A 21277-nucleotide genomic window follows, 5' to 3' on the forward strand; every position below is an offset into this window, starting at 1 on the left:
CTTCCCACTCGTGTCCCTTGGGTAGACCGTCCACCGAGCCGAAACTCATCGGTCTGTCGTCAGTCGTACTCCCCGGCTACGACGAATCGACGTCTCCGGCCTGTCGGAGGGGCCGGTTAACGTCGCGCACATGACTGGCCCTGGGGACGTCCCACCCGAGATCCTCGACCGGCTCCGGCCCGTCTGCCTGGGGCTGCCGGAGACCTACGAGGAGCCGGCGTGGGTGGGCACGCGCTGGCGGATCCGCAAGCGCACGTTCGCCCATGTGCTCACGGTCGACCCCGACCACCAGGCGGCCTACGCCCGAGCTGCCGCGACCGACCAGCCGATCTGCGTGCTGACGTTCCGGTCGCCCGGCGACGAGATCGCCGGGCTGATCGCCGTCGGCCACCCGTTCTTCAAGCCGGACTGGGGCGCCGACGTCGTCGGCATGGTGCTCGACGAGCGGGTCGACTGGGACGAGGTCGCCGAACTGCTCACGGAAAGCTACTGCGTCCTGGCGCCGAAGCGGCTGGCCGCCCTGGTCGACCGGCCGGTCGACCTCGAGTAGCCGAACTCCGGGCGTCCGAGGCCCACGAATCGCCAGCATCATCGATTACCGCCGTAGGCTCTCGACAACGGTGCTGGGCATCACGCTAGCCTTCGGCGTAGACGAGGTCCATGGTGTCGGTGTGTCCCGACCAGTGGAGGTCGAGGTGCCAGCAACCGGCCCGTGGCAGGTCGATGATCGACGGGCCGGGGCCGCCGGCGACCTCCCGGGTCACCCGCGTGTCGGTTCCGTCCAGCGTCGCGGTGATCGCCAGGGTGGCGGGCGACGCTGGGTCGGGCGACGTCGCCGCAGGCTTGGCGACCCAGAGAATCTTGTTGGTGGGCCCCTCGTCCCGGCCCAGCGCCAGCGGGTGACCGAACAGCACCGCGACGATTTCGCCCTTCGCGCCGAAGACGTGCGGGATCCGGGCCTCCCCACTGAACCCGGCGTCCGCCCAGTCCGGCAGGACACCCGTCTCGACCCGTGAGCCGCAGCCCGGCGCGGCGCTCGCTGGAGGATTCGCCGGGGCCGTGGTGGCCGGAGCGCCGACCGGCGTGGCGGACCGCCCCGTGGTCGTGCAGGCCGCCAGCAGGACCGCCGACCCCAGCAACACCCTGCCCCAGGAACCCATCTCGCGCCCTCCGTCGTACCCGCTGACCCGTTCGTGCCTGGCACCATTCAGGACACCGCTCGGGCCCTCGGGGTTCCCCACCCGATCAGCCGGCTCGACTGTCACCGCCGCCCCTCGCTCAGTTCAGCGAGTTGGCGATCTCGATCGCCTCGCCCTTGGTCAGGTCGCCTTCGAGCCGGTAGCTCACGCCCGCCTCCTCCCAGATCAGGGTCGAGGCGGCGAGCCGCGCGCTCTCCACGCGGACCGTGCCCGCACGATCCACGTAGGCCAGCGGGTGTGGGCCGCCGATCCAGACCGCGAAGCCCCCGTCGACCTGGACCCAGTCCACTCCCGGCCCGGCGGCCTGCTTCTGGAAGACCGGATCGAGGCGACCGTCGAAGGCATCGACGCGCAGCACGCCCCCGCGGTAGAGCAGGGTGACCACCCGGTAGGAGCCGGTGCCGTCGGCGTCGGCGACCAGCACCCGCTCGGGCGGACCCAGCTTCGTCGGCAGGCGGATCGGGAAGCGGAGCTTCCCCTGCGCCTCGTGGAGGGAGGCGGGCCGCTGCGACGGCAGCGGCGACGGACTGCCGGTGGGCGAGATCGGCGCCGACGACGTGTCGATGATGATTCCGGAGAAGCGCAGCAGCCCCGCCACGGCGTCGGCGAGGGCGGCCCGCCCCGGCGGCAGCACCGCGACGAGCAGGGCGACGAGCGCCACGGCGAGGTAGTAGCGCCACCGGCGTCGCCTCCGCGCGGGCGCGGCCAGTCGGGCGCGTACGCGGTCGGCCACGTCGGGCGCGGCGGGTGTGTCCAGCCACTCGGCGAGGTCACGCAACTGGTGTTCGAGGTCATCCATGACGCACCTCCTCGCGGTCGAGCAGGGCGCGGAGCTTCGCCAGCGCTCGGGACGTCCGCGACTTCACCGTGCCTCTGGGCCAGCCCAGCATCGTCACGGTCTCCTCCTCGCTGAGATCAAGGAGGAACCGGCACACGATCACCTCACGGTCCTTCACCGGCAGCAGCCGCAGGGCCCGCACCAGCGTGGCCCGGCGCTCGGCGGCGAGGACGCCGCCCACCGCGCCGTCCTCGGCGATCTGCGACTCCGGGTTCGCCGCCGCGGCCCGCAGGACGAGTCCGTCCCGCCGGCTGCGTGAGCGGTGCAGGTTGCGGGTCTCGTTGGCGACGATCGCGAGCAGCCAGGCGCGAAAGGACGACTCTCCCCGATAGCGGGACAGCTTGCGGTATGCCTTCACGAACGCCTCCTGGATGACGTCCTCCGCGTCCGAGCCCGCGCCGAGCAGCACCGCCGTCCGGTAGGCGGACGCGGTGTGCCGGGCGACCAGGAGGTCGTACGCCCCCAGGTCACCTGCCCGAGCGCCGGTGACGAGCTCCTCGTCGTCCAGTGGAAACCTCCAGTTGGATCACACTCATGACACCGCCCGCACCGGATGGGTTCCAGGGACGGAGGTGGAACCTCGGCGGGTGTGGCGGTGTCACCGGAGCATGCTGACAACGACAAGGATCTCGCGTCGCACACTGCTGACCGTGCTCGCCGGTGCGGGCACCGCGGCGTTGGTCGGCTGCGATCGAGCTCGGCACCCGAGTCAGGCCCGTGCCGTCACGATTCCCGACCCACTGCTCGTCAAGGTCGACGACGGGCTCGGCCTACTGCGTGGTGCGGACCGGCGGACGTTCCCGCGTTCTCTCGCCACCGCCGACGGGCGGGCGATCTACGCGACCGCACCCGAGGGCGCCGACACCGCCCTGTGGCGGGTCGACACCGCCACGGGCGGCACCTCCACTCAGGTCAAGCTGCCCGGACGCTGGGTGCCGCAGGCCGTCTCGGCCAACGGCATGGTGGCGCTCACGTCGAACGAGGTGAGTGCCACCAAGGGGCGCCCGGAGGGGCGGGACGTGACCCCCGTGCTGATCGCCGACGCCACCGGCGTCCGACGCCGGCTGGAGTTGCGGGGCAACTTCGTACCGGAGACGTTCACCGCGGATCTTGCCGGGCTCTTCGTCCTCGAGTGGCTCCCGGCGACGGCGCCGGACCGCTACCGGGTCCGCGTCGTCGATCTCGCCACCGGGACACCCGGTCCGCTTTACACCCGTGCCAAGGCGCCGGTGCCGCCCGGCGCCGAAGAGGAGATGCGCGGCGACGGACGCCAGGCCGTGCTCTCGCCGGATCGCACCACCCTCTACACGCTCTACACCCACCAGCCCGACCACCAGCACACCCGCAACCTCGTCAGCGGGCGGCCGGGCAACGTGCACGCGTTCGTCCACACGCTGCACCTCCACGAGCGATGGGCGTACTGCATCGACCTGCCACATCCGTTCGGTGCGGCGGCCGCGATCGGCCACGCCATGACGATCAGCCCCGACGGCGGTCGACTCTTCGTCGCCGACGTCACGTCGGGCACCGTCGCCGAGATCGACACCGAGGAGCTGCGCGTACGCCGGACAGACACGCAGCCCAGGGGGGTCGGGACCGCACACGCCGCCGCCGACAGCGACCGCCTCTTCATCGGCGCAGGCACGGTGGTACGGACGATGGATCTCACGCGCCCCGGCCGCGCGGCTGACTGGCGGGTCCGCGAACCCGTTTCCGGCCTCGTGCTGAGCCGCGACGGCAGACGCCTCTACGTGGGCCAGAACGATGGCGTGAGCTGGCACGATCCCGGCACCGGCGCCGAACTGGGCCGCGTCGCTGTCCCCCGGCTCGTCGGCGTGCACGGTCTGGCCGGACCCGCCTGACAGTGCGGATGTACGTGTGGTCACCCGGTCCGGTCCGACTCAGCGCCCGTCGTGCGGGCACGCCCATTCGCCCTCGAAGAGCGGAGCGCCGGTCGTCAGCCGGCGCGGTTCAAGGCACGCCTGTTGTTGCGCGCGCGCCCGTGCTCGGGGACGCGGTAACCGTCGTCGCCGAGCATCCGGCGCGCCGCGTCGAGTCCGGTCAACGCCGCCCCGTAGGCGGTCACCTCCCGCTGGAAGTGCTCGACCTTGGCGTACCAGAACTTCAGCTCCGGGTTCATCCCCTTCGCGTTGATGTAGTTGACGATGTCTTCCTCGGGGGTGATGCCGTGGCGGGCGTAGCAGCGATCGAAGCGGGCCTTCGTCCGGTCGTACTTCTCGCTCATCGCGGTCAGGCTGGCTTCGGCCTCCAGCAGCTTGGCCTGCAGGTACTCCACGTAACCGCGAGGCACGGACAGGGCGGTGCGCGCCGGCCGGGGCACGGACACAGTGGGCATGGCGATCACCCGGCCCGGCGGACGACACGTCCGCGCCACGTGCGGGAACCGGCCAGCGACTGCGATCGACGAACGGATCCATTCTGGAACGACATGGTGGGCCGCCTTCCTTGGAACGCGATGATGGGGTCATCTCGCACCGCCGACGGGTCAGGCGGCACCTCAGCGGCATCGCCGAGGGCCGGGGTACCAGCCGGCGCGGATCGACGCGTGAACCCGCTCGGGGCAGGCCCGCCCCTGACCCGCTGCAATGCGGTGACGTCCTTCTACCCCCGCTCGCGGCTGACTATGCATACCCGTCACTTGATGTAGAAGACACACCACCTTGCCGCCAAGGATTGAATGATGGTTCAATCCTTGGGTGGCCTACCGGAGCACCGACCGCGTGAAGGCTCGGCTGAACGCGTCCCGGGAGCGGATCATCGCCGCGGCCCTGGGAATCATGGCCGAGCACGGGTATGCCGGCTGCTCCGTCGCCGCCGTCGCCGAGCGGGCGGGCCTGGCGACGGGCAGCGTCTACCGCCACTTCCCGACCAAGGCCGACCTGTTCGCCGAGGTGTTCCGCACGGCCTCGCAGCGTGAGGTCGACGCGGTCGCGCGCGCCGCGGCGCTGGAGGCCACCGCCGCCGAGCAGATGTCGGCCGTCGTGGAGACGTTCGCCGGGCGCGCGCTGCAGTCCCCGCGGTTGGCGTACGCCCTGCTCGCCGAGCCGGTCGACCCGGCGGTCGACGCCGAGCGGCTCGTCTTCCGTCGGGCGTACGCCGAACTGATCGCCGGCCACGTCGCGGCCGGTGTGGCGAACGGTGAACTGCCCCCACAGAACCCCGACCTGACCGCGACCGCGCTGGTCGGTGCCCTGGCCGAAGCCATGGTCGGTCCGCTGGCTGCCGGGGTCGCCGGTCCGGACACCATCCCTGCCCTGATCGCCTTCATCCACCGCTCGCTGGGAGTCTCGCCGTGACGACGCACGAGGTGTTCAACCAGGTTCGACCGCTAGCTGGCTACGATGCGGCGGACGACCCGGCACTGCTCGACGGGCTCGAGCGGGAGGGTGCCGGCTGGGCCGCCGCCGAGCTGCACGAGCTCGGCCGGCTGGGCGGCAGCGAGCAGGCCATCGAGTACGGGCGGCTGGCCAACGAGCATCCGCCGACCCTGCGCACCCACGACCGCAACGGCCATCGGATCGACGAGGTCGAGTTCCACCCCGCCTGGCACGAGCTGATGCGCACCGCGGTCACGCACGGCCTGCACGCCGCGCCGTGGGCGGACGACCGACCGGGGGCACACGTGGCCCGGGCCGCCAAGTTCTACACGTGGCGCCCCGACGCCGGCCACGGCTGCCCGATCTCGATGACCTATGCGGCCGTGCCGGCGCTGCGGCACAACCCGGAGCTGGCCGCGCAGTACGAGCGGCTGCTCACCGCCACGACGTACGACTTCGGGCTGCGCTCGCCGCTGACGAAGCGAGGGCTGCTGGCAGGCATGTCGATGACGGAGAAGCAGGGCGGCTCGGACGTGCGCGCCAACACCACCACCGCCCGCCCGGCGGCGGACGGCACCTACCGGCTCGTCGGGCACAAGTGGTTCACCTCCGCACCGATGTGCGATGTCTTCCTCACCCTCGCCCAGGCGCCGGGCGGGCTCACCTGCTTCCTGGTCCCACGCGTCCTTCCCGACGGCACCCGCAACCCGATGCGCCTGATGCGCCTGAAGGACAAGCTCGGCAACCGCTCCAACGCCTCGTCCGAGGTCGAATACGAGCACGCGGTCGCCTGGCGCGTCGGCGACGAGGGGCGTGGCGTCCGCACGATCATCGACATGGTCAATCTGACGCGCCTCGACTGCGTCATCGGCGCGGCGGCCGGGATGCGCCAGGGGGTGATCACCGCCGCCCATCACGTCACCCACCGGCAGGCCTTCGGCCGGTACCTCGTCGACCAGCCACTGATGCGCAACGTGTTGGCGGACCTCGCGGTCGAGTCCGAGGCCGCCACCGTTCTCATGATGCGCCTCGCCGGAGCGACGGACCGATCCGCGCGCGGCGACGCCGGCGAGACCGCGTTCAAGCGGCTCGCCCTCGCGGTCGGCAAGTACTGGGTCTGCAAGCGCTGGCCGGGACACGCCGCCGAGGCCCTCGAGTGCCTGGGCGGCAACGGCTACGTCGAGGAATCGGGCATGCCGCGGCTGTTCCGCGAGTCGCCGCTGAACTCGATCTGGGAGGGCTCCGGCAACGTCGCCGCACTGGACGTACTGCGCGCTCTCGTCAAGGAACAGCAGGTCATGGAGGCGTTCCAGGCCGAGGTGAGCGCCGCTGCCGGCACCGACGCACGGCTCGACGCCGCGGTCCGCCAGGTGCAGGCCGACCTGTCGAATGTCGACGACCTCGAACTGCGGGCCCGGCGCGTCGTCGAGCGGCTCGCCCTGGTGCTGCAGGGCTCGCTGCTGGTGCGGCACGGCCACCCCGCCGTCGCCGACGCCTTCTGCGCGTCCCGGCTTGGCGGCGATCACGGCCAAGCGTACGGCACCCTACCGACCGGCGTCGACTTCGCCGCGATCATCTCCCGCGCCACCCCGAAGGTGAGCTGACAAGAGGTTGCGTCAGGTCGCCGGTCGAACGATGGCAAGGAACAGGGCCAGGGCGACGGCCTGGATGCCGGCCACGGTGACGATCACCGCGGTGATCGAGTAGTCGTAGAGGGCGCCGGTGAGCAGCCCGCCGACCAGCGTCGCCCCGCCCAACCCGGCGGCGAAGATGCCGTAGGCGGTGCCCCGCCGCGCGGCGGGGACGATGTCGGCGATGGTCGCACGCATGGTGGATTCCTGGATGCCGAGCACGGCGCCCCAGGCCAGGACTCCGGCGACTGCGATCGCCGGGGTGGTGGTGAAGGCAGCCAGCGGGATCACGGCGGTCAGCACAGGCACGACGGCCAGTACCCGGACGCCGGTCCGGTCGTACAGCCACCCGGAGGCCAGCGCGGCGAGCGCGTCGACGCCCATCGCGGCGGCGTACACGACCGGGATCACCGCCAGCGGTACGACGTGCCGCGTGGCGAGGTGGAAGCTGAGCACCCCGAAGGTCGCGAAGCCGGCCGTGGTCGCCGCCGTGAACGCCAGATAGATCCAGAACACCCGGGGCAGCCGGCCGCCCGGCGGAGCGGGCGCCGCGCCGGGTCGAGGGCCCGGCTCGAAGCGGCGCGGGTCGGGCACGCCGGCGCGCAGCCACAGCAACAGGAGCATCGCCGCCACGGCGGGTACGGCCAGGGCGAGGAACGCGGGCCGGTAGTTGTGGGCGGTGGCGGCCAGTACGGCGGCGACCAGCAGCGGCCCCGCCACGCCGCCGGCCTGGTCGAGCGCCTCATGGACGGCGAAGCCCTTGCCGCGGCCGACCGCCGCGGCGGCGTTCGAGAGCATGACATCCCTCGCCGGGCCGCGGATCGCCTTGCCGGCGCGCTCCGCGACGAACAGCGCCGCAGCCAGCCACAGCGCGGTGGTCAGCCCGAGAGCGGGCACGGCGACCATGGTCACGGCATAGCCGACGAGGACGAGCGGCCAGTAGGCGCGGGTCCGGTCCGCGAGGGGTCCGGTGGCCAGCCGCCCGGCCAGGGCGGTCGCCTCGCCGGCGCCGGTGACCAGCCCGACGACGGTCGCGGACGCGCCGAAGGTGGCCAGATAGGGGCCGATGACCGACCGGGCGCCCTCGTACACCACGTCCGACAGCAGGCTGACGACACCGAATGCGGTCACGAACCGCCACGGGGTCCACCTGATGGTGAGCGCGGTGACTCTCACCCGTGCAGTCTGGCCTACCGGCAAGCTGGCCGGGCGCGGATCGCAGCGACTACCGTTTCGCCGGGAAGAACCGAGGAGCCGAGCCATGCGGGCAACCACAGTCGTCAACCTGAAGGGCCACCGCGACGACCCGGCGTACGCCGACGTGGTCTACGTCGGGCGGGCCATGTATCGCGGCGGCTGGCAGCTCCCCCGCTCCCCGTTGTCCAGCCCGTACCGCCCGGGCCCGGACGGCACCCGGGACGAGGTCGTCGAGAAGTACCGCGCGTACCTGCTCGACAGCCCCGAACTCCTCGCCCTCCTCCCGGAACTGCGCGGGCGCCGGCTCGGCTGCTGGTGTGTGCCGGAGCGCTGTCACGCCGAGGTGATCGCGGAACTCGCCGACTCGCCGCCGGCGTCGAGCCTCCGGTAGGCGCCCGGCGGGGCTGTCGAGCTGATCAGGTGTTCTGTGGGAAGCCGAGGTTCACGCCGCCGTGGGACGGATCGAGCCACCTGCTGGTGACCACCTTGGCCCTGGTGAAGAAGTGCACGCCGTGCGGCCCGTACGCGTGCGAGTCACCGAACAGGGAGTCCTTCCAACCCCCGAACGAGTAGTACGAGACCGGAACCGGGATCGCCACGTTGACGCCGACCATGCCGACCTCGATCTCGTTCTGGTACCGCCGCGCGGCGCCGCCGTCGTTGGTGAAGATGGCGGTGCCGTTTCCGTACGGGTTGGCGTTCACCACGTCGACCGCCGCGTCGTAGCTGGGGACCCGTATCACCGAGAGCACCGGACCGAAGATCTCGTCCGTGTAGATGGACATGTCCACGTCGACGTGGTCGAAGAGGGTCGGCCCCAGCCAGAAGCCGGCGTCGTCACCGTCGATCGCATGACCGCGTCCGTCGACCACCAGCTTCGCGCCCGCGGACCGGCCGGCGTCCAGATATGACCGCACCCGGTCGCGGTGCGCCCCGGTGACCAACGGTCCCATCTCGCAGCCCGGGCGGCGACCGTCGCCGACATGCAGTCCGGCGATCCGCTCGCTGATCTTGCCGACCAGCTCGTCGCCGACCGGATCCACCGCCACGACGACGGAGATCGCCATGCACCGCTCACCGGCCGAGCCGAAACCGGCCGAGACGGCGGCGTCCGCGGCGAGGTCGAGGTCGGCGTCGGGCAGCACGACCATGTGGTTCTTCGCGCCGCCGAGCGCCTGCACCCGCTTGCCGTTACGCGTTCCGGTCTCGTAGACGTACCGGGCGATCGGCGTCGACCCGACGAACGAGACCGCCTTGACCTCCGGATGCTCGAGGATCCGGTCGACCGCCTCCTTGTCGCCGTGCACGACGTTGAACACGCCATCCGGTAGCCCGGCCTCGGCGAAGAGCTCCGCCAGGAAGTTCGCCGCGGAGGGGTCCTTCTCGCTCGGCTTCAGCACCACGGTGTTGCCGCAGGCGATGGCGTTGGGCACGAACCACAGCGGCACCATCGCCGGGAAGTTGAACGGGGAGATCACCCCGACCACGCCGAGCGGCTGCTGGATCGAGTACACGTCCACCTTGGTCGAGGCGTTCTCGCTGAACCCGCCCTTGAGCAACTGCGGGATGCCGCAGGCGAACTCCACCGCCTCCAGCGCACGCTGTATCTCGCCCGCCGCGTCGGAGAGCACCTTGCCGTGCTCGGCGGTGATGATCTCGGCGAGGTCGGACTTGCGGGCGTTGAGCAGTTCGCGGAACGCGAACATCACGTTCGCCCGTTGGGCGAGAGAGGCGTGGCGCCACCGGGAGAAGGCTTCGCGGGCGGCGGTGACCGCCTCGTCGACGTCCGAGGCGCTGGCGAAGTCGACCTGCCCGCCGACCTGACCCGTCGCGGGGTCGTACACGTCACCCGTGCGCTGGGCGATGCCGGTCCATGCCTTGCCGCCGATCCAGTGGGTGATCCTCATGCCGACACCGCCTCGATCGCCTCGGCGAGGATGACCAGCGCCTCGTCGGCCTCGTCCTCGGTGAGCGTCATCGGCGGCGCCAGCCGGATCACGTTGCCGTGCAGGCCGCCCTTGCCGACCAGCAGTCCGCGACGGCGCGCCTCCTCCAACAGGGCGGTTGCGGCCGCGGGGTGGGGTTCGCCGGCCGGGCCGACGAGCTCGAGGGCGAGCATCAGACCCTTGCCGCGTACGTCGCCGACCACCGGATGCGTCGCGGCGACCGCGCGGAGGCCATGGATCAGACGGTTTCCCAGCTTCGCGGCGTTCGCCTGCAGGTCGTGGTCGAGGAGGTAGTTGAGGGTGGCGAGGGCCCCCGCGGTGGAGATCGGGTTGCCACCGAAGGTGGAGATCGAGTTGGCCCGCAGGCAGTCCATGAGTTCCGCGCGCGCGACGACACCGCCGATCGCCAGACCATTGCCGAGTCCTTTGGCGAAGGTCATCGCGTCCGGCACGACGTCGTGCGCCTGGATGCCCCAGAAGTGCTCGCCGGTACGGCCCCAACCGGTCTGGACCTCGTCGGAGACGAGCAGGATGCCGTACTCGTCGAGCACCTTCTTGAACTCGCGGAACAGGCCGTCGGGCGGGGAGGCGAACCCGCCCACGCCCTGGATCGGCTCGACGATCATGCACGCCACGTCGCCGGCGGTCCCGGTCTCGATCACCTCGCGCAGGTCGGCGACGCACGCCTTGACGTAGTCGGCGTCCGACAGGTCCTTGAAGGGGCTGCGGTACCGGTAGCCACCGTGTACCCAGCTCACCCTGATCGGGCTGAGCTCACTGGCCGACCAGCCGCGGATGCCGGTGATCGCGACGGTGGCGAACGCGCGCCCGTGGTACGAGTTGCGCAGCGCGAGCACCTGCCCGCTGCGGCGGTACTGCGTGGCGAGCATCAACGCGGTCTCGTTGGCCTCCGTACCCGAGTTCGTGAAGAACACCTTCGCGTCCGGGATCCCGGACCGCTGCGCAATCTTCTCGGCGAGCTCGACCTGCGACTCGATCAGGTAGAGCGTCGAGGAGTGCAGCACGCCGGTGTCGATCTGCGCGCGGACCGCGTCGCTGATCTCGGCCACGTCGTAGCCGATCGAGTTGGTGAGTATGCCGCCGAAGAAGTCGAGGTACGTGCGGCCCTCGCGATCGGTCACCCGGCGGCCGTGCGCGCTGGCGATCTCGATGGGCTCCTCGTAGTAGAGGGCCAGCCACTTCGGCAGCACGGACCGGTGTCGATGCAGCAGCTCCCGATGCGCCATCGCGTCCTCCGTATCTCGTGACTGAGCCGAGTGTCGCGAGACTTCGGTGCTCGCCGCCACCGACAACCTGTACGGGTCGGCGTCGAGGGCACTACGTTGTGTGCATCCCTCGCACGGGAGGCCGCATGTACCCAACGGTCGCCGAAGCCCTGGCGCTGCCCGTGATCCGGCGCGCCAGGCCCCACGTCGTCGCCGGGTCCGCCGGCTTGCCGGGGCCCGTCCGCTGGGTCCATGCGGCGGAGGTCGCCGACATCGCCCATCTGCTGCGCGGCGGCGAGCTCGTGCTGACCACCGGCATCGCGCTGCCGGACGAGGAAGCGGCGCTGACGACGTACGTGGACGACCTGGCCGCGGTCGGCGCGGCGGGGCTCGTGGTGGAGCTGGTCCGGCGCTGGAGCGACCACGTGCCGGACGCGCTGGTGACGGCTGCGGAACGCCACCGATTGCCGTTGATCACGCTGGGGCGGGAGACGCAGTTCGTGTCCGTCACGGAGGCGGTCGTGGCGTTGATCGTGGACGCGCAGCTCGCCGAACTGCGGGCGGCTGAGCAGGTGCACGAGACGTTCACCGCGCTCACGGTCGCCGGGGCGGAGCCGGCCGAGGTGTTGCGCGAGGTCGCGAGGATCTCCGGGCTGCCGGTCGTCCTGGAGACGCTGGGGCACGACGTGCTCGCGTACGACGCGGCCGGGCAGGACCCGATCGAGCTGCTGACCGACTGGGGGCAGCGATCCCGGTCCGTGGCGGTGTCCCAACGGACCGCCTACGACGAGGAAGCCGGCTGGCTGATCACCGCCGTCGGCGCGCAGGGCGCCGACTGGGGACGACTGGTGCTGCTCTCGCCGGCCCCTCCCCCGCACCGCCACGTGGTGGTCGCGGAGCGGGCCGCGTCGGCACTGGCGGTGCACCGGCTCGTGGCGCGGGACCGGGAGAGCCTGGAGCGGCAGACGCACCGGATGTTGCTCGCGCAGTTGCTCGGCCAGGCATTGCCCCCGCCCGACCTGGCGGCACGGGCGGCCGCGTTGGGCGTTGCGCTGGAACGGCGGCAACTGGTCGGGGTGGCGATCCGGCCGGGGAGCATGACCCCGCGCGCCCCCGCACTGGCCACGCAGGAGGTGTTGCGGGACCTGGCGGAGGCCACCGCGTTGGCCGCGCGGCGGGTGAGCGTGCCGGCGTTGGTGGGCGTCGTGGACGAGACGAGCGTGCGCGCGTTGTTGTCGTTGCCCGCGCAGGCGGCGGTCGACGCGGTCCTGCGCCGCCTCGCCCGAGAGGTGCACCGCTCGGCCGCCAGTGCCGTGGTGGTGGCAGTCGGGACGACGGTGACGCAGGTGTCGGACGTGCGGCGCAGTCTGGGGGAGGCTGCGCACGTCGCCGGTGCCGCGCTGCGCTCCCCCGGCACCCAGCTCTACCACCGCTTGGATGACGTGCGACTGCGCGGCCTGCTGCACCTGCTGCGCGAGGACGAGCGCGTCCGGGCCTTCGCGCACCGGGAGCTCGGGCCCCTGTTGGCGCGCGATGACAGCCAGGGCAGCCGGCTGGTGGAGCTGCTGCGCTGCTTCTGCGAGCAGGGCGGGAACAAGTCGGCGGCGGCCGGCGTCGCGCACCTGTCCCGGACGGCGTACTACCAGCAGCTGTCGCGGATCGCGCAGGTGCTCGGGGTGTCGCTGGAGGACCCGGAGTCGATGTTGTCGTTGTACGTGGCGCTGCTGGTGCACGAACTCGACGAGGCGTGACGGGTCAAGGGTCCGGCAGGAGGCCGGAATCCAGCCACCGCGGCGATTGACAGCTCCGTGCGGGCATGCCCGTGGACAGAGTGTGCCCCGTTCATGGCAAGCGTGGACACTTTGCCGCTGCCCGTGGCGGGTCCGGGACACCCACCATTCCGAGATAAAGATCGTGCTGATCCGCCCCCACCCGCAGCACGCGCCGGTTGGCCGGCCGCCGTTGCGGCAGCGTGACAGGGAGGTGACCGATGGCCGTTGAACCCCTGCCCCCCGCCGAAACCACCGCGGCCGAGCCGGGCACACAGATCACCCATCCGGATGGCCGAGTCGAGTTGCGTGACTTCTCGACGATCGCCGACAGCCGCTACTTCAACGAGGAACTCGCCCCGGTCCCCATCGAGAAGCGCACCTGGAACACGTACAACTTCGCGGCGCTGTGGATCGGCATGGCGCACAACATCCCCACCTATCTGCTCGCCGCCGGGCTCATCCAGCTCGGCATGAACTGGCTGCAGGCATTTCTCACGATCACGCTGGGCAATCTGCTCGTCCTGATCCCGATGCTGTTGAACAGCCACGCGGGCACGAAGTACGGGATCCCGTTCCCGGTCTTCGCCCGCGCGTTCTACGGAGTCCGCGGCGCGAATTTCCCGGCCCTGCTCCGCGCCTTCATCGCGTGCGGCTGGTTCGGCATCCAGACCTGGATCGGCGGCGAGGCGATCTACGCGATCGCCGGCAAGCTGCTCGGCTCCTGGTGGGTCGACGCGGCGACGGTGATGGACTACCCGTGGACGCTGTGGGCCTCGTTCTTCCTGTTCTGGGCGATCGAGATGGCGATCATCTGGCGGGGCATGGACACCCTGCGGCGCTTCGAGAACTGGGCCGCACCGTTCGTCATCGTGGTCGCCGTCGCCCTGCTGATCTGGGTGCTGGTCGAGGCGGGCGGGCTCGGCCCGATCCTGTCCGAGCCGTCGAAGCTGGGCTGGGGCGCCGACTTCTGGAAGCTGTTCGCGCCGTCACTGATGGGGATGATCGCCTTCTGGGCGACGCTGTCGCTGAACATCCCCGACTTCACCCGGTTCGGCGGCAGTCAGCGGCAGCAGGCGTACGGCCAGATCCTCGGCCTGCCGACCACGATGTCGTTCTTCGCCATCCTGTCCATCCTGATCACCTCGGGCACGGCCGTGATCTACGGCGAGGCCATCTGGGACCCCATTCAACTGGCCGCGAAGTTCGAGAACCCACTGGTCGTCGCGCTCGGCCTGTTCACCGTCGTGGTCGCCACGCTGTCGGTGAACGTCGCGGCGAACACGGTCAGCCCGGCGTACGACTTCTCCAACGCCGCGCCCCGACTGGTGAGCTTCCGGACCGGGGGCCTGATCACCGGCGTGCTCGGCATCCTGATCCAGCCGTGGCGCCTGGTGCAGGACCCCAACATCTACATCTTCGTCTGGCTCGGGTTCTACGGCGGCCTGCTCGGCGCGGTCGCCGGCGTACTCATCGCCGGGTACTGGGTCCGCTACCGCACCAGCCTCCAACTGCCGGCCCTCTACCGCCCCGAGGGCAGGTACTGGTTCTCCGGCGGGTGGAACTGGGCCGCCATCGTCGCCACCGTCGTCGGCGCGGTCCTCGCGGTGGGTGGCGCCTACTCCGCACCCGGCAAGGGGCCGTTCCCGTCCGACGGGCTCATCCCGTTCCTCAAGCCGCTCTACGACTACAGCTGGGTGGTCGGGCTGGTCGCCGGGTTCCTCGTCTACCTGGCGCTGTCGATGCCGCACACCGCGCACGCGAAGGGGGAGAAATGAGCACCATCATCCGAGCCGGGCTGGTGCAGCAGAAGTGGACCGGCGACAAGGAGTCGATGATCGCCAACGCGGTCGAGGCCATCCGCAGCGCCGCCTCGCAGGGCGCACAGGTGGTCTGCCTGCAGGAGTTGTTCTACGGCCCGTACTTCTGCCAGATCCAGGACGCGGACTACTACTCGTACACCGAGGCCATCCCGGACGGGCCGACGACCGCGCTGATGCGCGAGGTCGCCGAGCAGCACGGCGTGGTGCTGATCGTGCCGATGTACGAGCAGGAACAGCCCGGCGTCTACTACAACACCGCCGCGGTGATCGACGCCGACGGCACCTACCTCGGCAAACACCGGAAGAACCACATTCCGCAGGTGAAGGGGTTCTGGGAGAAGTTCTACTTCCGGCCGGGAAACCTCGGCTATCCGGTGTTCGACACCGCCGTGGGGCGCATCGGCGTCTACATCTGCTACGAGCGGCACTTCCCGGAGGGCTGGCGGGCGCTCGGCCTGGCCGGCGCGAAGATCGTTTTCAACCCGTCGGCGACCAGCCGCGGCCTGTCGCAGTACCTGTGGCGGCTGGAACAGCCGGCGGCGGCGGTGGCGAACGAGTACTACGTCGGCGCCATCAACCGGGTCGGGGTGGAGCCGCTGGGCGACAACGACTTCTACGGCCAGTCCTACTTCGTCGACCCGCGCGGCCAGTTGGTCGGCGACGCCGCCTCGGACACCGAGGAGGAGGTCGTCGTCCGCGACCTCGACATGGACAAGCTGGCCGAGGTCCGCGACCTGTGGGCCTTCTACCGCGACCGCCGTCCCGACACGTACGAATCGCTGGTGACGCCGTGAGCATCGTCATCCGCAACGGAACAGTGGTCAACGCCACCGGGGCGTACCCGGCGGACGTGCTGGTCGAGGGCGAGCGGATCGCGGCGCTCGCCGCGCCCGACTCGGGTCTGGCCGAGCAGTGGGCGGCTGGTGCCGAGCGCGTGATCGACGCCGCCGGGAAGTACGTGGTGCCCGGCGGCATCGACGGCCACACCCACATGGAGATGCCGTTCGGCGGCACGTTCTCGGCGGACAACTTCGAGACCGGGACGATCGCGGCGGCCTGGGGCGGCACGACGACCATCGTCGACTTCGCCGTACAGGGCAAGGGCACGTCCGTGCTGTCCGCGCTGGACAAGTGGCACAGCAAGGCCGACGGCCGCTGCGCGATCGACTACGGGTTCCACATGATCATCTCGGACGTCAACGACACGTCGCTGAAGGAGATGGAGGCCTGCATCGACGCGGGCGTCAACACGTTCAAGATGTTCATGGCCTATCCGGGGGTCTTCTACGCCACGGACGGGGAGATCCTGCGGGCGATGCAGAAGGCCCGGGACACCGGGTCGATGATCATGATGCACGCGGAGAACGGCATCGCCATCGACCAGCTCGTCGCGCAGGCGCTGGCCAACGGTCAGACGGACCCGGTGCAGCACGGCGTGACCCGGCCGCCCGAGCTGGAGGGCGAGGCCACCTCGCGGGCGATCGCGCTGGCCAAGGTCACCGGCGCGCCGCTGTACATCGTGCACCTGTCCGCCGCGCACGCCCTGGACGCGGTCACCCAGGCGCGCGACACCGGGCAGAACGTGTTCGCCGAGACCTGCCCGCAGTACCTGTTCCTGTCGCTGGAGGATCTGGCCAGGCCCGACTTCGAGGGCGCGAAGTACGTCGCCTCTCCCCCGCTGCGCCCGAAGGAGCACCAGGCGGAACTGTGGCGGGGGCTGCGCACCAACGACCTGTCGCTGGTGTCCACCGACCACTGCCCCTTCTGCTTCAAGGACCAGAAGGAGCTGGGCCGGGGAGACTTCTCCAAGATCCCGAACGGGATGCCGGGCGTCGAGCACCGGATGGACCTGCTCTATCAGGGCGTCGTGCGAGGTGAGATCACCCTGGCGCGCTGGGTGGAGATCAGCTCGACCACGCCCGCCAGGATGTTCGGCCTCTACCCGCGCAAGGGCGTCATCGCGCCGGGCGCCGACGCGGACATCACGGTGTACGACCCGACGGCCCGGCAGACCATCTCGGCCCGCACGCACCACATGAACGTGGACTATTCCGCGTACGAGGGCATGGAGCTGACCGGAAAGGTCTCCACCGTGCTGTCCCGAGGTCGGGTCGTGGTCGACGACAACGCCTTCCACGGCGCGGCCGGGCACGGCAGGTTCCTGAAGCGCGATCTCAGTCAGTACCTGGTTTGAAAAGGAGAAGCCGTGGACTTCGGTGTCGTACTGCAGACCGACCCGCCGGCTCGCGACGTCGTGGCCGGCCTCACCGCCGCCGAGGACAACGGGTTCCGCTACGGGTGGACGTTCGACTCCTGCGTGCTGTGGCAGGAGCCGTTCGTCATCTACTCGCAGGTCCTCGCCGCCACCAAGCACCTGATCGTCGGGCCGATGGTGACCAACCCGAGCACCCGCGACTGGTCGGTCACCGCGTCGCTCTTCGCCACGCTCAACGACATGTTCGGCAACCGCACGGTGTGCGGGATCGGCCGCGGCGACTCGGCCCGGCGGGTCATCGGTCAGTCGCCGGCGAGCCTGGCCACGCTGAAGCAAGCGATGCACGTGATCAAAGAGCTGGCCGAAGGCAACGAGGTCGCACACCACGGCACGCCGGTGCGCATCCCGTGGGTGCGGGACGGCCGGCTGGAGATCTGGATGGCCGCGTACGGCCCGAAGGCGCTGCGGCTGGTTGGCGAGCAGGCCGACGGCTTCATCCTGCAGACGGCCGATCCCGACATCGCCCGCTGGACGATCGGCTCGGTACGCGACGCGGCCACCGCAGCAGGTCGAGATCCCGACTCGATCACGATGTGCGTGGCCGCGCCGGCCTACGTGGGCACGAACCTCGCGCACCAACGGGATCAGCTGCGCTGGTTCGGCGGCATGGTCGGCAACCACGTGGCCGACCTGGTCGCCCGCTACGGCGACTCCGGGGTCGTGCCGAAGGCGCTCACTGACTACATCAAGGGCCGCGCGGGCTACGACTACGCACACCACGGCCGCGCCGGCAATCCGTCCACCGACTTCGTGCCCGATGCAATCGTCGACCGGTTCTGCCTCGTCGGCCCCGAGTCAGCCCATGTCGACCGGCTGCAGGAGCTCAAGGAGATCGGGGTGCACAACTTCGCCCTCTACCTCATGCACGACGACAAGGAGAAGACCCTCTCCTCGTACGGCAAGAACGTGATCACGCAGGTCTGACGCGCCGGCCGTGCCGCCGCACATGTCAGCGGCACGGACCAGACCGTCATGGTCCCTGGCTGGCCGTGGTCGATGGTCGTGGCGTTGGAGTCAGGCCCTGGTTCGTGGGCCGCGCTGTTTGGAGGCTGTGCGGTTGGCGCCGGGTGATGATGCGGCGGCAGTCACAGCCGGGCACTGCGGGACATCGTGGGGCGGCTGATCGGCTGGCCAGTGGCAGGCGGGTGATTCGAACATCCCAGGTCCGCCGCTGGGACTCCTGGCACCGCCACGCCACCCTCGCCCTGGCCGCCCTCGCCGTCCTGGCGATCTGCGCCGCTGACGCCGCCACCGACGGAGCCGACGATCCCACCGACACCAAATTGATCAAGCTGACGTCAACGAAGTCCGCCGTCTGATCAACACCTTCATCATCCAGCCGATCCGCGACCTCGCTCACCGTCTGCGCTGGTCACAGTGGCGCCACCAAGTCGACATCCAACACATGCTCACGGTCGAACAGAGCCGGCAACAACTCAGGCTTCCGCCGGCAGCATTTGATCCTGCTGCCGGCCCCGGTAGGTCTCCAGCAGCCTCAGCCAGACCTCACTGATCGTCGGGAACGCGGGCACGGCATGCCAGAGCCGTTCCACCGGCACTTCGCCTGCAACCGTGACGGTGGCCGAGTGCAGCAGTTCCCCAACGCCGGGCCCGACGAAGGTGACTCCCGCCACCGTGCCGCGGTCCACATCCACCAGCATGCGGGCCTGGCCGCGATAGCCCTCGCCGTACTGGTGCGCGCCCGCGACGCGTGCGATGTCGTAGTCGACCACTTCGACCCGGCGTCCGGCCCGATCCGCCTCGCGCGTGGTCAGGCCGACGGACGCGACCTCCGGATCGGTGAAGACGACCTGCGGCACGGCCGCGCCGTCGGCGGTCGTGGCGTGCACGCCCCACCTGGCGTCGTCGACCGGCTCTCCCTTGGCGCGGGCGCCGATGGCGGCACCGACGATCCGGGCCTGGTACTTCCCCTGATGGGTCAGCAGTGCCCGGTGGTTGACATCGCCGGCGGCGTAGAGCCAGCCGTCGGCGACGGCGGTCACCCGGCCGGTGTCGTCCACGGTCAGCCAGTCGCCCGCGGTGAGACCGACGGTCTCCAGGCCGAGGTCTGCCGTCCGCGGGGCTCGGCCCGTGGCGAACAGGATCTCGTCGGCGACCAGTTCTGCGCCGTCGGCCAGCGTCATCCGCACCTCGCCGTCCTCGCGCGCCACGGCTGTCAACGAGGCCCCGAACCGGATGTCAACGCCGGCTTCGCGAAGCCCGTCCGCGACCAGCTCGCCGGCGAACGGCTCCATCCTCGGCAGCAGTCCGGCGTCGCCGCGGACCAGCATGGTCACCTGGGCGCCGAGCGCCTGCCAGGCGGTTGCCATCTCGACGGCCACGACGCCGCCGCCGACGATCGCGAGACGGCCTGGTACGTGGTCGGCGCTGGTGGCCTCACGGCTGGTCCAGGGGCGTACGGTGTCGAGTCCCGGTGTGTCGGGCAGGGCCGCGCTGGTGCCGGTGCAGATGGCGACGGCGTGCCGTGCCTTCAGCAGGACAGCGCCGCCGTCAGGGGTCTGCACCGCCACCTGGCGGGGGCCGTCGAGCCGGCCGTGGCCGCGAATCAGGTCGACGGAAACCGCGTCCAGCCAGTCGACCTGGTTCTCGTCGTTCCAGTACGCGGACATCTTGTCACGATGCGCGAGGACCGCCTCGACGTCCAGCGGCCCGGCCACCGCCTGGCGCAGCCCGGGGACGCGGCGGGCGTCGGCGCGTGCCAGCACCGGCCGCAGCAGCGCCTTGCTGGGCTCGCAGGCCCAGTACGAGCACTCGCCGCCGAGCAGTTCGCGCTCCACGATCACGGTGCTGAGCCCGGCGGCGCTGGCCTGGTCGGCCACGTTCTCACCGACCGGGCCAGCGCCGATGACGACCACGTCGTAGGTGCGGGGTGCCTCCTTCGTCACTGCCACCTCCATCACTGCGTCTGAAACTCCGTGAAGCTCGCGGCTTCCGCAGAAGCGGGGCTACCGGGCCGAGGCGTCCTGGTCGTGTCTGCGGTACGCCGGCTCGCCGCCGAAGCGCCCGCTGATGCCGCTGCATGCCGGCGATGGTGCCCGAGGTCGCGCCTCGGGTCGCCGAGGAGGGCCGTGAGCCTGGCCTGCATCTCGGCTGAACGCCGTTGTGCCCTGGTCCCCGGTCGGCCCAGCCGCGCCACCGTACGGCGTATGGCTGTGGTCACGCTCAGGCCGCGGAGGGCGCCCCGGCGGCAGCCGCCTCTCGGTGCCTGGCCCTGCCCTGCGACGCACTGGTCCTTCATCGGGGAGCTGCGCGGCGACGCGGCCGACGAGGTCCAATGCGCATCGAGGGCGGAGCGGGCCGGCCGCCACGTAGGCTGGTCCCGTCCCGTCGTGCCCTCGGCGACTGAGGTGGTGTCAGCGACCGGGGGCCCGCTTCTTGACCTCCTGGAGTACCCAGCCGTTGCCGTCCGGGTCGCTGAAGGTGGCGAAGGAGCCGTAGTCGGCACGGGCGGGTTGCGGGCCGGCGATCCGCGCCTGGCCGGCGGCGCGGTGGACGATGTCTCCGCCGTCGTGGCCGTGGTACATCAGTCCGCCGGCATCGTGGAACACCTCGCTCACCTCGATGCCGCGACCCACGAGCTCCGCGCGGGCCTCCTCGATGTCCGAGACGACGAGGTACAGGCCCTGGGCCGAGCCGGGTGCGGCGGAAGTGATCCCAGTGCCGAACATGATCGAGCCCTCGGAACCGGGCGGCGTGAAGTGCACCGCCCGCCACTCCTCGCTGACGGCCTTGTCGACATCCAGGCGGAATCCCGCCGCCTCGTAGAAAGCCTTGGCCCGATCGACGTCGGATACCGGCAGCATGATGAGTTCGAGCTTCAGATCCACGGGATGTCCTTCCATCGCCTCGGTCACATAGCGGACCGTCAGGGCACCTCTGCGGTCGCGGAGTTGAAGCATATCGTCCTAGATGTACACCTATTGGCGAATCGTCAGGCGGTCCGGACTGAGCCCCCTTCACGCATGGGAGCAGTTGCTCCTACTCCGGGTTGGGGAAGCTTGGAGGGCCACGATA

General features: G+C 70.6%; 20 protein-coding genes and 1 pseudogene. 12 read left to right on the forward strand and 9 right to left on the reverse strand.

The annotated features are described in order from the left end of the window. Nucleotides 1-130 precede the first annotated feature (130 nt). Nucleotides 131-550, forward strand: a complete 420-nt coding sequence (locus ACTMTB_RS23980; protein ID WP_441148480.1) for an MmcQ/YjbR family DNA-binding protein — start codon at nucleotides 131-133, stop codon at nucleotides 548-550. A gap of 85 nt (nucleotides 551-635) precedes the next feature. Here the strand turns inward: ACTMTB_RS23980 and ACTMTB_RS23985 are convergent, their stop codons facing one another. From ACTMTB_RS23985 to ACTMTB_RS23995, 3 genes are all read right to left on the reverse strand, one after another. Next, nucleotides 636-1160 carry a hypothetical protein gene (locus tag ACTMTB_RS23985; protein ID WP_441148481.1) on the reverse strand — a complete coding sequence of 175 codons (525 nt, stop codon included), beginning with the start codon at nucleotides 1158-1160 and terminating at the stop codon, nucleotides 636-638. Nucleotides 1161-1278: 118 nt separating this feature from the next. After that, nucleotides 1279-1998 carry a hypothetical protein gene (locus ACTMTB_RS23990; RefSeq protein WP_441148482.1) on the reverse strand — a complete coding sequence of 240 codons (720 nt, stop codon included), beginning with the start codon at nucleotides 1996-1998 and terminating at the stop codon, nucleotides 1279-1281. After that, nucleotides 1991-2446: an RNA polymerase sigma factor gene (locus tag ACTMTB_RS23995; protein ID WP_441148483.1), complete on the reverse strand. Its 456-nt coding sequence runs from the start codon at nucleotides 2444-2446 to the stop codon at nucleotides 1991-1993. The genes ACTMTB_RS23990 and ACTMTB_RS23995 overlap by 8 nt, the downstream gene beginning before the upstream one ends. Nucleotides 2447-2687: 241 nt before the next feature. Between ACTMTB_RS23995 and ACTMTB_RS24000 the strand changes: the two genes are divergently transcribed. Next, nucleotides 2688-3899, forward strand: coding sequence for a YncE family protein (locus ACTMTB_RS24000; RefSeq protein ID WP_441148484.1), 1212 nt, complete (start codon nucleotides 2688-2690; stop codon nucleotides 3897-3899). Between the two features lie 95 nt (nucleotides 3900-3994). On the opposite strand, the gene ACTMTB_RS24005 is transcribed toward ACTMTB_RS24000, so the two are convergent. After that, nucleotides 3995-4393, reverse strand: a complete 399-nt coding sequence (locus ACTMTB_RS24005; protein WP_441148485.1) for a hypothetical protein — start codon at nucleotides 4391-4393, stop codon at nucleotides 3995-3997. 361 nt (nucleotides 4394-4754) lie between these two features. On the opposite strand from ACTMTB_RS24005, the gene ACTMTB_RS24010 reads away from it, so the two are divergent. Both ACTMTB_RS24010 and ACTMTB_RS24015 read left to right on the forward strand, forming a co-directional pair. Then, nucleotides 4755-5354 carry a TetR/AcrR family transcriptional regulator gene (locus ACTMTB_RS24010; RefSeq protein WP_441148486.1) on the forward strand — a complete coding sequence of 200 codons (600 nt, stop codon included), beginning with the start codon at nucleotides 4755-4757 and terminating at the stop codon, nucleotides 5352-5354. After that, a complete protein-coding gene (locus ACTMTB_RS24015) occupies nucleotides 5351-6979 on the forward strand; it encodes an isovaleryl-CoA dehydrogenase (RefSeq protein ID WP_441148487.1) in 1629 nt (542 codons plus the stop codon). Before ACTMTB_RS24010 ends, ACTMTB_RS24015 begins: the two co-directional genes overlap by 4 nt. Nucleotides 6980-6991: 12 nt before the next feature. Here the strand turns inward: ACTMTB_RS24015 and ACTMTB_RS24020 are convergent, their stop codons facing one another. Beyond that, a complete protein-coding gene (locus ACTMTB_RS24020) occupies nucleotides 6992-8182 on the reverse strand; it encodes an MFS transporter (protein ID WP_441148488.1) in 1191 nt (396 codons plus the stop codon). Between the two features lie 85 nt (nucleotides 8183-8267). On the opposite strand from ACTMTB_RS24020, the gene ACTMTB_RS24025 reads away from it, so the two are divergent. After that, nucleotides 8268-8594, forward strand: a complete 327-nt coding sequence (locus ACTMTB_RS24025) for a DUF4326 domain-containing protein (protein ID WP_210914706.1) — start codon at nucleotides 8268-8270, stop codon at nucleotides 8592-8594. A 25-nt stretch (nucleotides 8595-8619) separates the two neighbouring features. Here the strand turns inward: ACTMTB_RS24025 and ACTMTB_RS24030 are convergent, their stop codons facing one another. Beyond that, the gene (locus tag ACTMTB_RS24030; RefSeq protein WP_441148489.1) at nucleotides 8620-10110 is read right to left on the reverse strand and encodes a CoA-acylating methylmalonate-semialdehyde dehydrogenase; all 1491 of its coding nucleotides are present in this window, start codon (nucleotides 10108-10110) and stop codon (nucleotides 8620-8622) included. Next, complete coding sequence (locus ACTMTB_RS24035; protein WP_441148490.1) at nucleotides 10107-11396, reverse strand: aspartate aminotransferase family protein; 1290 nt, start codon at nucleotides 11394-11396, stop codon at nucleotides 10107-10109. The genes ACTMTB_RS24030 and ACTMTB_RS24035 overlap by 4 nt, the downstream gene beginning before the upstream one ends. 125 nt (nucleotides 11397-11521) lie before the next feature. On the opposite strand from ACTMTB_RS24035, the gene ACTMTB_RS24040 reads away from it, so the two are divergent. From ACTMTB_RS24040 to ACTMTB_RS24070, 7 genes and pseudogenes are all read left to right on the forward strand, one after another. Then, nucleotides 11522-13126 (forward strand): PucR family transcriptional regulator, encoded by a 1605-nt coding sequence (locus ACTMTB_RS24040; RefSeq protein ID WP_441148491.1) that lies wholly within the window; start codon nucleotides 11522-11524, stop codon nucleotides 13124-13126. Nucleotides 13127-13365: 239 nt separating this feature from the next. Then, complete coding sequence (locus ACTMTB_RS24045) at nucleotides 13366-14922, forward strand: NCS1 family nucleobase:cation symporter-1 (RefSeq protein ID WP_441148492.1); 1557 nt, start codon at nucleotides 13366-13368, stop codon at nucleotides 14920-14922. After that, nucleotides 14919-15761, forward strand: coding sequence for a nitrilase-related carbon-nitrogen hydrolase (locus ACTMTB_RS24050; RefSeq protein WP_441148493.1), 843 nt, complete (start codon nucleotides 14919-14921; stop codon nucleotides 15759-15761). The genes ACTMTB_RS24045 and ACTMTB_RS24050 overlap by 4 nt, the downstream gene beginning before the upstream one ends. Further along, nucleotides 15758-17161, forward strand: a complete 1404-nt coding sequence (gene hydA / locus ACTMTB_RS24055; RefSeq protein ID WP_441148494.1) for a dihydropyrimidinase — start codon at nucleotides 15758-15760, stop codon at nucleotides 17159-17161. Before ACTMTB_RS24050 ends, hydA begins: the two co-directional genes overlap by 4 nt. Nucleotides 17162-17173: 12 nt before the next feature. Next, nucleotides 17174-18166, forward strand: coding sequence for a TIGR03842 family LLM class F420-dependent oxidoreductase (locus ACTMTB_RS24060; protein ID WP_441148495.1), 993 nt, complete (start codon nucleotides 17174-17176; stop codon nucleotides 18164-18166). A 30-nt stretch (nucleotides 18167-18196) separates the two neighbouring features. Then, a pseudogene (locus ACTMTB_RS24065) lies at nucleotides 18197-18401 on the forward strand (NF041680 family putative transposase); the annotation flags it as partial. After that, complete coding sequence (locus tag ACTMTB_RS24070) at nucleotides 18388-18561, forward strand: hypothetical protein (RefSeq protein ID WP_441148496.1); 174 nt, start codon at nucleotides 18388-18390, stop codon at nucleotides 18559-18561. The pseudogene ACTMTB_RS24065 and the gene ACTMTB_RS24070, both read left to right, overlap by 14 nt. A gap of 117 nt (nucleotides 18562-18678) precedes the next feature. Here the strand turns inward: ACTMTB_RS24070 and ACTMTB_RS24075 are convergent, their stop codons facing one another. Both ACTMTB_RS24075 and ACTMTB_RS24080 read right to left on the reverse strand, forming a co-directional pair. Beyond that, nucleotides 18679-20148 carry a dihydrolipoyl dehydrogenase family protein gene (locus ACTMTB_RS24075; protein ID WP_441148497.1) on the reverse strand — a complete coding sequence of 490 codons (1470 nt, stop codon included), beginning with the start codon at nucleotides 20146-20148 and terminating at the stop codon, nucleotides 18679-18681. A 468-nt stretch (nucleotides 20149-20616) separates the two neighbouring features. Then, nucleotides 20617-21117, reverse strand: a complete 501-nt coding sequence (locus tag ACTMTB_RS24080; protein ID WP_441148498.1) for a VOC family protein — start codon at nucleotides 21115-21117, stop codon at nucleotides 20617-20619. Between the last annotated feature and the right edge of the window lie 160 nt (nucleotides 21118-21277).

The sequence above is a fragment of the Micromonospora sp. L32 genome (assembly GCF_052068055.1).
Classification (GTDB): Bacteria; Actinomycetota; Actinomycetes; order Mycobacteriales; family Micromonosporaceae; genus Micromonospora; species Micromonospora purpureochromogenes.

Coding starts and splice junctions, on each gene's coding strand:
- ACTMTB_RS23980 (WP_441148480.1), top strand. CDS start 131: ATGACTGGCCCTGGGGACGTCCCACCCGAGATCCTCGACCGGCTCCGG.
- ACTMTB_RS24005 (WP_441148485.1), bottom strand. CDS start 4,393: ATGCCCACTGTGTCCGTGCCCCGGCCGGCGCGCACCGCCCTGTCCGTG.
- ACTMTB_RS24025 (WP_210914706.1), top strand. CDS start 8,268: ATGCGGGCAACCACAGTCGTCAACCTGAAGGGCCACCGCGACGACCCG.
- ACTMTB_RS24045 (WP_441148492.1), top strand. CDS start 13,366: ATGGCCGTTGAACCCCTGCCCCCCGCCGAAACCACCGCGGCCGAGCCG.
- ACTMTB_RS24050 (WP_441148493.1), top strand. CDS start 14,919: ATGAGCACCATCATCCGAGCCGGGCTGGTGCAGCAGAAGTGGACCGGC.
- ACTMTB_RS23985 (WP_441148481.1), bottom strand. CDS start 1,160: ATGGGTTCCTGGGGCAGGGTGTTGCTGGGGTCGGCGGTCCTGCTGGCG.
- ACTMTB_RS24030 (WP_441148489.1), bottom strand. CDS start 10,110: ATGAGGATCACCCACTGGATCGGCGGCAAGGCATGGACCGGCATCGCC.
- ACTMTB_RS23990 (WP_441148482.1), bottom strand. CDS start 1,998: ATGGATGACCTCGAACACCAGTTGCGTGACCTCGCCGAGTGGCTGGAC.
- ACTMTB_RS24040 (WP_441148491.1), top strand. CDS start 11,522: ATGTACCCAACGGTCGCCGAAGCCCTGGCGCTGCCCGTGATCCGGCGC.
- ACTMTB_RS24035 (WP_441148490.1), bottom strand. CDS start 11,396: ATGGCGCATCGGGAGCTGCTGCATCGACACCGGTCCGTGCTGCCGAAG.